This is a genomic window from Pseudomonas sp. GW821-FHT01E05 (genome assembly GCF_059422425.1).
The window spans coordinates 182,823-191,089 of record NZ_JBWKWW010000012.1; the positions used below are offsets into that span (position 1 = coordinate 182,823).

At 60.7% G+C, this 8,267-nt stretch carries 9 protein-coding genes and 1 pseudogene; 4 read left to right on the plus strand and 6 right to left on the minus strand.

From position 1 onward, the window contains the following. Positions 1 to 168: 168 nt before the first annotated feature. Positions 169 to 1,695, minus strand: coding sequence for a sensor histidine kinase (locus AC07W5_RS24490; RefSeq protein ID WP_494991895.1), 1,527 nt, complete (start codon positions 1,693 to 1,695; stop codon positions 169 to 171). Continuing rightward, on the minus strand, positions 1,692 to 2,408 hold the full coding sequence (locus AC07W5_RS24495) for a response regulator transcription factor (RefSeq protein WP_494991896.1): 717 nt from the start codon (positions 2,406 to 2,408) through the stop codon (positions 1,692 to 1,694). The genes AC07W5_RS24490 and AC07W5_RS24495 overlap by 4 nt, the downstream gene beginning before the upstream one ends. Before the next feature lie 155 nt (positions 2,409 to 2,563). Between AC07W5_RS24495 and msrB the strand changes: the two genes are divergently transcribed. From msrB to msrA, 3 genes are all read left to right on the plus strand, one after another. Further along, complete coding sequence (msrB, locus tag AC07W5_RS24500; protein ID WP_495024489.1) at positions 2,564 to 3,082, plus strand: peptide-methionine (R)-S-oxide reductase MsrB; 519 nt, start codon at positions 2,564 to 2,566, stop codon at positions 3,080 to 3,082. A 43-nt stretch (positions 3,083 to 3,125) separates the two neighbouring features. Continuing rightward, complete coding sequence (locus AC07W5_RS24505) at positions 3,126 to 4,937, plus strand: cytochrome c biogenesis protein DipZ (RefSeq protein WP_495024490.1); 1,812 nt, start codon at positions 3,126 to 3,128, stop codon at positions 4,935 to 4,937. Positions 4,938 to 5,043: 106 nt separating this feature from the next. After that, positions 5,044 to 5,769 (plus strand): peptide-methionine (S)-S-oxide reductase MsrA, encoded by a 726-nt coding sequence (gene msrA, locus AC07W5_RS24510; protein ID WP_495024491.1) that lies wholly within the window; start codon positions 5,044 to 5,046, stop codon positions 5,767 to 5,769. An 86-nt stretch (positions 5,770 to 5,855) separates the two neighbouring features. Here the strand turns inward: msrA and AC07W5_RS24515 are convergent, their stop codons facing one another. Both AC07W5_RS24515 and AC07W5_RS24520 read right to left on the minus strand, forming a co-directional pair. Further along, on the minus strand, positions 5,856 to 6,062 hold the full coding sequence (locus AC07W5_RS24515) for a tautomerase family protein (protein ID WP_494991900.1): 207 nt from the start codon (positions 6,060 to 6,062) through the stop codon (positions 5,856 to 5,858). 66 nt (positions 6,063 to 6,128) lie between these two features. Beyond that, positions 6,129 to 6,271, minus strand: a pseudogene (locus tag AC07W5_RS24520) (3-oxoacyl-ACP reductase); the annotation flags it as partial. Positions 6,272 to 6,446: 175 nt separating this feature from the next. On the opposite strand from AC07W5_RS24520, the gene AC07W5_RS24525 reads away from it, so the two are divergent. Beyond that, on the plus strand, positions 6,447 to 7,388 hold the full coding sequence (locus AC07W5_RS24525; protein ID WP_494991901.1) for a LysR family transcriptional regulator: 942 nt from the start codon (positions 6,447 to 6,449) through the stop codon (positions 7,386 to 7,388). A 196-nt stretch (positions 7,389 to 7,584) separates the two neighbouring features. Here AC07W5_RS24525 and AC07W5_RS24530 read toward each other — a convergent pair whose 3' ends face one another. Next, the gene (locus AC07W5_RS24530; RefSeq protein ID WP_495024492.1) at positions 7,585 to 7,992 is read right to left on the minus strand and encodes a hypothetical protein; all 408 of its coding nucleotides are present in this window, start codon (positions 7,990 to 7,992) and stop codon (positions 7,585 to 7,587) included. A gap of 62 nt (positions 7,993 to 8,054) precedes the next feature. Then, a partial coding sequence (locus AC07W5_RS24535; RefSeq protein ID WP_495024493.1) for a DUF6124 family protein occupies positions 8,055 to 8,267 on the minus strand: 213 nt, incomplete at its 5' end.

An 8,267-nucleotide genomic window follows, 5' to 3' on the forward strand; every position in this document is an offset into this window, starting at 1 on the left:
GAAGCAGTCGCCAATCAGGCCATTACGGTTAACCTGCAAAACCGCAGTGCATGATTTTACGACCGCTGCGCGGCCGAACGCAGCCTGGCGGCAGCTGCTACGGAGCGCGTAGCGGCTTAACTGACCGGTACCAGGGCAAGCCTCACTACTCACTATGTCTTGCGCGCTCTACTTCCCCGGCGAGTTTAAATTCATCGACCGAATCGCCAACTGAGCCGCTGTTTCCTCATCCACCGGCAGCGAGAAGCGGAAGGTCGCGCCCCGCCCGGGAACATCGATCAACCGGATCTCGCGACCATGCAGTTGCAGGATCCGGTGCACGATGCGCAAGCCCAGCCCACCATCACGCCGTGCGCCGCCGATGTTGAACGGGCGCAGGAACAACCCTTCACGCAATTGCGCAGCGATGCCCGGGCCGCTGTCGCTGATCGTCACGTCTACGAATGACCCTTGGGGCACGAGGCTGACTTCGACGTCTCCATTGATCGGCGTATGGCGCAACGCGTTGTCCAGCAGGTTGGTCAACACGCGTTCGATCAGGCCGAGGTCGGCACACACGGCCAACCCGCTAGGGGCGAAGTTGGCTTTCAGCGCAGTCTGTCGCGCCTCGGCAGTGAGTTCGAATTTCTGGAAGACGTCCTGCACCAGATCTGTCAGCGAAAATCGTTCCAGTACCGGCTGCACGAAGCCATGTTCCAGGCGCACCAGGTCCAGCAGCGATTGCGCCAGACCGCCAACCTTGCGGCTCTGATCCAGGGCGATGCCCAAGTAGCGGCGCCGCTCCTCCGGGGTCAGCGAGGCGTCCTTGAGTGACAGGGTTTCGAGATAACCATGCAACGACGCCAGCGGTGTGCGCAGGTCGTGGGAGATATTCGCCACCAGCTCCCGACGCTCCTGATCCTGGCGCGTCAGCGAGCGCCATTGTTCGCCCAGGCGGGTTTGCATTTGCCGGAACGCCGCGTCGAGCATGGCGATTTCGTCATGGCTGGCGGTCTTTTCCGGCTTGTCTGATGCAGGTGGTGAAGGAGGGACAACGGGGGCGCCGTCGATGTCGAAATGGGCAACGGTCTCGGTCAACCGACGCAAGGGGCGGGTGATCAGGGCAAACGCCGTGAGACCGGCAATCAGGCACAGCAGCGCAACCAGACCAATCGACCAGAGCGCGGTATTGAGGGCCACGCTGGTGGCGCCGCGCTCGGCAAAGCGGTCGTGTTCCTCGCTGAGCAGCACCACATAGAGGTAGCCGGCCTGCTGACCGTTGACCCGTAACGGCGCGGCGCTGAACACCTTGCGTCCGTCGACACTGCGCGGGTCGTCGCCGAGAATCGGCAAAGCGTCGCCGTTGAGCAAACGATGCACCGGCGCCAGATCGACCTGTTCGCGGCGCATTCGTCCCTCTGGCGCGGCATTGCCGACGATGCGCCCGCTGGCATCAAGCAGATAGACCTCGACGCTGGGATTGACCAGCATCAACTGGCTGAACAGCTGGCGCACGGCGTTTGGCATCAGGCCGTTGGCGTCCATCAGTTGGGTGTCGTGGGCAATGTGCTGGGCCAGATCGCGGGACAGCCCTTGCACCACTTCAAGTTCGTGCATCTTGTTGGAGCGCACCTGCATCCACGCCGAGGTGCCGCAGCACACCAGCAACAGCAGGGCGAACACCGCCGACAGGCGCTGCGTGAGGGTCAGTCTCATGGCTGATCCTCCGGTGCCGCGAATTTATAACCTCGGCCCCACACCGTCAGGATCCGCACCGGTTGCGCCGGATCGGCCTCGATCTTGGCCCGCAAACGATTGATGTGGGTGTTGACCGTGTGCTCGTAGCCTTCGTGGCTGTAACCCCACACGGCATTGAGCAGGTCCATGCGCGAAAACACTTTGCCGGGCTGGCGGGCGAAGAAATACAGCAGGTCGAACTCGCGCGGGGTGAGATCCAGGTGCCGGCCGTCGAGTGACACATCGCGGGTCAACGGGTCGATAAACAGCCCGCCGGAGGTCAGGCTGCCGGCGTCCATTTTCAGGTTGCGCGCCATTGCGTCGACCCGCCGCAGCAGCGCCTTGACCCGCGCCACCAGCTCCAGCATCGAAAAGGGTTTGGCCAGGTAATCGTCGGCACCCAGCTCCAGACCAAGAATGCGGTGCAGTTCGCTCGACCGCGCACTGGTGATGATGATCGGCGTGTAGCGAGCCATGGCGCGGGCGCGGCGGCAGATTTCCAGGCCATCGACACCGGGCAGCATCAGGTCGAGGATCAGCGCGTCCCAGCCGCCTTGCTCCAGCAGGCGCAAGCCTTCATTGCCATCGGCACTGTGCACGACCTCGAACTGCTCATCGCGCAGATGCAGCGAGATCAGGTCGGCGATGTGCATATCGTCCTCGACCACCAGGACACGTTTGGGCTGATCCATCGAAACTTAATCCTGCGCCAGGCAATGATCGGCATTGTGCGGCTTTTCCAGGGGCCGAGTTATCACGAATTGTTTAACTCTGCGTGAGGATTTAGCGACCACCTCAAGCCTAGGCTGTCTTCAATGCAAAACACTGCGATATTTTGGAGAGAGCCATGTTTTCTCGGCGACAGTTCCTGATAGCGGGCGGCGGCCTGGGCGTTGCGGCGCTGGCCATCGGCTTATTGCCAAAGTTTACCGCAAGCTCGGCACTGGTCAGCGATGCCAGCGCTGGCGAAACCTTTGAAGTCACCCATACCGATGCCGAGTGGCGGGCACTGCTCAGCGCTGAGCGGTACGACATTTTGCGCAAGGAAGGCACCGAGCGCGCCTACACCAGCCCGCTGAACGATGAACACCGCGAAGGCACCTTCGCCTGCGCCGGTTGCGACTTGCCGTTGTTTTCATCGAGCACCAAGTTCGACAGCCGCACCGGTTGGCCGAGCTTCTGGGCACCGTTGAACAATGCGGTGGCGACCCGCGAGGACCGTTCATTCGGCGTCTTGCGCGAAGAAGTCCACTGTCGGCGTTGCGGCGGCCATCTGGGGCATGTCTTCGACGATGGGCCAAAACCGACCGGTCTGCGCTACTGCATGAACGGCCTTGCGATGACCTTCGAGCCATTATCGGCATAAGCCATGGGCATGCTTTTTCTCTCACCTCATTCGGGTCGACACTATGTGGCTTCTGGTTCTCGCGTATCTCGGTGGCGTGCTGACGATTGTCAGCCCGTGCATTCTGCCGGTATTGCCCTTTGTCTTCGCTCGCACCGGGCAGCCGTTTTTGCGCAGTGGCTTGCCGCTGCTGGCGGGGATGGCCCTGACCTTCGCGCTCGTCGCCTCACTGGCGGCGGTCGGCGGCGGTTGGGTGGTGCAAGTCAATCTGTACGGTCGCTGGCTCGCGTTGCTGTTCGTTGCGCTATTCGGGCTGACGCTGTTGCTGCCGCACCTCGCCGAGCGGCTGACCCGGCCACTGGTGGCGGCCGGCGGTCGTCTGTCGGAAGCTGCAGGCGCCGATGCGCGACCACGTCCCGGCGCCTCGTTCTTGATCGGCGTCGCCACCGGCCTGCTCTGGGCACCGTGCGCGGGACCGATTCTCGGGTTGGTGCTGACCGGTGCAGCACTGCAGGGGGCCAGCATCGGCACTACCTTGCTGTTGCTGGCTTACGCCGCAGGTGCCGCGACCTCGCTCGCCGGTGCATTGCTGATTGGTGGTAAGGTTTTCGCGGCGATGAAGCGCTCAATCGGTGCCGGTGAATGGGTGCGCCGCGGTTTGGGCGCAGCGATGCTGGCAGGCGTCGTGGCCATCGCCCTGGGTCTGGACACCGGGATTCTGGCGCGGGTCTCGACGGCTTCCACCGGCGGTATCGAACAGGCGTTGGTCGGCCGTCTTGCCGGGAAAACGCCGGCCAACAGCGGTGCTATGAAGGCGCAAATCCCTCAGTCTCTGGACGCTGAGCCGGGCTCGAGCATGATGGCCGCTGGCGGCGCCATGAAGATGGCGGCGAAAGAGGCTGCGGCGTTGCCAATCGAAGGCAATCTGCCGTCGCTCGACGGTGCCGTGCAATGGCTCAATTCGCCACCACTGACCACCCAGGCCTTGAAGGGTAAAGTGGTGTTGGTGGATTTCTGGACTTACTCCTGCATCAATTGCTTGCGCACGTTGCCGTACGTCAAAGCCTGGGCCGAGAAGTATCGCGATCAAGGGTTGGTGGTGATCGGCGTGCACGCCCCGGAATTCGCCTTCGAGCGTGACGTGGGCAACGTGACCAAAGCCATGAAGGATCTGGGCATCAGCTACCCGGTGGCCATCGACAACGACTACAAGATATGGCGCGCCTTCAACAACGAATACTGGCCGGCGCATTACTTTGCCGATGCTCAGGGGCGTATTCGCTATCACCATTTTGGTGAGGGCAACTACGCCGAGTCGGAGCGCGTGATTCAGCAATTGCTGCGCGAGGCCGGTGCCGCGAAAGTTGCCGATGGCCTGATCAATGCCAGCGCCCAGGGCGTGCAGCTGGCCCCGGACATGAAAGAAGTACAATCGCCGGAGACCTACCTTGGCTACCAGCGCTCCGAACATTTTGTCCCGGCCGACAGCCTGGCACCTGATCAGGTAACGGCTTACAGCCCGCCGTCTGCACCGTCCCTCAACGATTGGGGGCTGGAGGGCAAATGGAACGTCGGCGCCGAGCGGGCCACGCTGGCAGCCCCGGCGGGCCGGATCGTCTACCGCTTCCATGCCCGGGATTTGCACCTGGTGCTGGGCCCCGGCGCTGACGGCAAACCGGTGCGCTTCAAAGTCACCGTCGACGGCCAGATGCCCGGCGCTGCCCACGGCACCGACGTAGCCCCCGACGGCACCGGCACCGTGACCGAGCAACGGCTTTATCAGTTGGTACGCCAACCGGGCGATGTGGCGGATCGAACGTTCAGCATTGAATTCCTCGATCCGGGTGTGTCGGCGTATGCGTTTACGTTTGGTTGATCGCAAGTCCGACCACCGATTTCGTAGGAGCGAGGCTTGCCCGCGAAGGCGCCGTGACATGCAGCGAAGAGCTCTCGCCGGACCCATATATCAAGGAGTCAGCACCATGAAAAGCACATTCAATCTTTCACGCCCAATCTGGCGCCGGGCTCTTTTGGGGCTTGCCGCCGCCACCTTCATCGGCCAATGCTCTGCATTTTCCTTCGGCACCACGGAGGACGCAGTGCTGATCCCGCCGCCTGCCCTGGACGAGCCGGCGACTAAATCCAGCACCGAAACCGCAGTATTCGCCGGCGGTTGCTTCTGGGGCGTACAAGGCGTGTTCCAACACGTCAAAGGCGTGAAGCGAGCCGTCTCCGGTTACGCCGGCGGCGCTGCCAACACCGCACAATACGAGCGCGTCAGTGACGGCGACACCGGCCACGCCGAATCCGTCGAGGTCACCTTCGACCCCGCCCAAGTTACCTACGGCACCTTGCTGCAGATCTACTTCTCAGTTGCCCATAACCCGACTGAACTGAATCGCCAGGGCCCTGACACCGGTACTCAATACCGCTCGGCGATCTTCCCGGAAAACAGCGAACAGCAACGCGTCGCCCAGGCCTATATCACCCAGCTCGATGCAGCGCATTCGTTCAATAAACCCATCGTTACCAAGCTCGAAACCTACAAAGGTTTCTACCCGGCCGAGGCCTACCACCAGGACTTCCTGACCGAGCATCCGACGTATCCCTACATCGTGATCAACGATCTGCCCAAGGTTGCGCAGCTGAAACAGTTGTATCCAGAGCGCTATCAAGAGAAACCAGTGTTGGTGAAGGCGGGGAGGTAGCGGGCCAATCATTTAAGGACGAGCCGTCGCCTACCCTGTGGCGAGTGCGCTTGCTCCCTCGCCACAGGGTAGGCGCTCGACTCCTGTCAGGTTTTCAGGTTCTTGCGATATTCAGTGGTGGTCATTCCGGCATACCCCCAATTGTCGGTATCGATTTCCTCTATAACGATATGGGTCAGGTCAGGACGCTTGCCCAACACCCGCTCCAGGGTTTCGGTGATTTCGGCGATGACCTGGGCTTTTTGCTGCTGGGTAACACCGTCTCGGGTGATGCGCACACTGACGAAAGGCATGATCGTGCTCCTGTGATGTTATCGATAAGATCTGAACCAGGGAGCCGGTAGCGGCTCCCCTGGTGTTTACCACTTGCCGCTGCTCATCCCGCCATCGACGGCTAAAACGACGCCTGTGGTGAAGTTCGCGTTGGTCAGGTAAAGCACAGCATCGGTAATTTCGCAATGCCTGGAGCCACGGCGTTGACCTTGATGTTGTAGGGGGCCAATGCCGCTCGATGCGCCGCTGATCACAACAGTTCTGGAACTTCAAAATAAGGATTCACGGGGTGTCCCGGAGTCCTTGCCTTCAAGTAGCTGCTCCGGTGAAACAACTGTATTTATTTACCTTTGTTTGATAGATACCAGTCAGAGCACTTCATTTGAACCATGGCGTAATCAATCATGAAGCGACAGTTCGACGACATTCTGCTGGGCAGCATCGAGTTGTTTTGCCTGGCGGCTGAATCAGGAAGTTTCACCACCGCGGCAGCGGTAGCCGGGGTAACACCAGCGGCGGTCAGTCGCTCGGTGTCGCGCATGGAAGCGCGCATGGGCGTGCGCCTTTTCACCCGAACCACCCGCAGCGTAAAACTGACGGAAAGTGGTCGAGCGTATTTCGAGCAATGCCGCCAGGCGTTGGCCCAGTTGGTCGAAGCCCAGCGTGAAGTGATGGGCAAGCAGCAAACACCTTCCGGGACCTTGCGTATCAGCGTGCCCACCACCTACGGCCATCACCGCATCTTGCCGTTGCTGCCGGCTTTTCGAGCGCGCTTCCCGGCGGTAAAGGTCGATGTAAACATCAGCAATCGTAACGTCGACTTCATTGAAGAAGGCTACGACATGGCGATCAGGGTCCGGGTCCTGCCCGACTCAGGATTGATCGCCCGGCACCTGGAAGACGCGCAACTGGTCACGATGGCGAGTCCCGAATACTTGCAGCGCGCGGGTAGACCGCAAACCCTGGATGACTTGCACAACCATGAGTGCATTCAATTCGAGCTGCCCAGCAGCGGTAGGCGCATTGCCTGGTTGTTCAAGGAAAACGCCAAGGACAAGGAGATACTCACTGAAGGCGGCTATAGCTGTTCGGACGATGTCCTGGGCGGCGTAACGCTGGCCAAACATGGTGCGGGCCTCTTTCAGACCTACAAATTCATCGTTGAAAAAGAGTTGGCAGAAGGCTCGTTGGTCGAAGTCCTTGAAGCGTTCAACGGACGATCCCGGCCATTTACGCTGCTCTACCCTGGCGGACGGCATACGCCTTTGCGACTCAGAGCCTTTGTCGATTTCCTGATGGAATACCGGGCGCAATGGAACGTACACGAAGGCGATCTACGGAGCTGACAGCGCACCCACCTGAGGACGACAACGTTTTCTACGCCGCCCCGCCTGCGGGTTATCCCGACCCCTGTAGGAGCGAGCTTGCTCGCGATAGCGGCGCTACAGTGCCCATCTAATCTGACGGTGTAGACATTCCTCTGCCATAACCCTTGGCATCGTCTTGCGCTCGCGCAGATCCCGTCGCACGAGCGCGTGGAAACTACTCGCCCGCCCCGGCTTTAGCCTTATCAATCGCCGCCTTGATATTCGGTACTGCGTAGTTGCTGTACCAATGATTCATACCGCGGATGGCCTGCTGCGCGGGCGCAGTATCGTGCGCGCCGATCAGCTCGCCGCAGGCCTGGGCCATGGCGACCAATATGCGGGCGGCCTCAGGCACATAGGGCAGGGCAACGCCCTTATCGTGGCGCTCCTGAATGATCCTGTAGCGAATGCTTTCCGGCAGCGTCCAGGCGCTGATCAGAAGCTCCTGAACCGAGTATTCCTGGCCTTTGATCTCGGCAGTGGCCGATCGATGCTGCTCGCTGTAACCCGCGCTTTCGATCTGCTCGCAGCTGTCGATAACGGTGTTCATCATTTCGCGGATCTGATTCCAGTCAGTTGCCATTTGAATCTCCATTTCAACTCTGGCCCGCCCGCCTCGATCGCGGGCGCGCTTGCTCTATCTGCCTACACCTTCACCGAATGCTCGCGATCCATCATTTTTTCGACCAGCAACAACCCCAACTCCATGAGGCTATAAATCGCCAGGGCGAGGTTGCGGTGTTTGCCTTCCAGGTCATCGGACAAATCCAGGGTCAGGGTGCTGGCCGAGCAGAAGGTTTCGTAGGTGTGGGCGATCAAGGCTTCGGGGTTGATGTCCGGGGCGACAGTGAAGAACTG